This is a genomic window from Aurantimonas aggregata, from assembly GCF_010500835.1.
In the GTDB taxonomy this organism is placed as follows: Bacteria; Pseudomonadota; Alphaproteobacteria; order Rhizobiales; family Rhizobiaceae; genus Aurantimonas; species Aurantimonas aggregata.
Map to the genome: position 1 here is coordinate 1 of NZ_JAAAMJ010000091.1, position 645 is coordinate 645.

General features: G+C 60.2%; 1 protein-coding gene. It reads right to left on the reverse strand.

Annotation, left to right across the window (positions count from 1 at the left end; all coding sequences use genetic code 11):
* Nucleotides 1–250: 250 nt before the first annotated feature.
* A complete protein-coding gene (locus tag GTW51_RS23395; protein WP_163046414.1) occupies nucleotides 251–580 on the reverse strand; it encodes a MarR family winged helix-turn-helix transcriptional regulator in 330 nt (109 codons plus the stop codon).
* Nucleotides 581–645: the final 65 nt, after the last annotated feature.

The window sequence follows — 645 nt, forward strand, 5'->3', positions numbered from 1 at the left end:
GGCGTGGCATTCGATAGCGTCCCTGTCCGGTATCACACGTCGAGGCTTAACCGCCCGATCCTGTGCCTCATATATCTGAGACTCCGCTGTACGTGCGGGGCAAACCGGTGCCTGACCACTCGATGCGTTCCGCTTGATTGTATGGCGGGCTGTGGCGGGCGGGGCGTATGCGTGCGGCCGCCACCGCCGGACGAGGCGCTGCAGATCGTGGCGCGAGGGGAGCGGAAGGAGGGGGACGCGGCGGTTTAGTTCAGGAGCTGCTTCGCCATTTGCGCAGGATTTCCTCGACCAGCCTGAGGTCCCCTTCCACGCGGTTCCAGTCATGCATCTGTTGGAAGTCACCTTCTACCGCTTGCCACACCTCCTTGATCCGTCTCTGCATCTCGGTGCCGGAAGGAGTGATGCAGATGACGGTAAGGCGAGCATCGTCTGGATCCCGGGTGCGTTCCACCAAACCTCGGGCCACAAGGTGGTCCACCGTCTTCGAGATGGTCGAGGGGCGAATTTGTAGGATATCATGTTGATTTCCACTGAGAGCTGACCCAGGCAGCAGCGGTTTTTCCATCGAGAACTGACCCATGTTTGAACTCGTTCCCACGCCATCGGTGCGGGGGACATCGGAGTGATCGACATGGAGTTATTGAG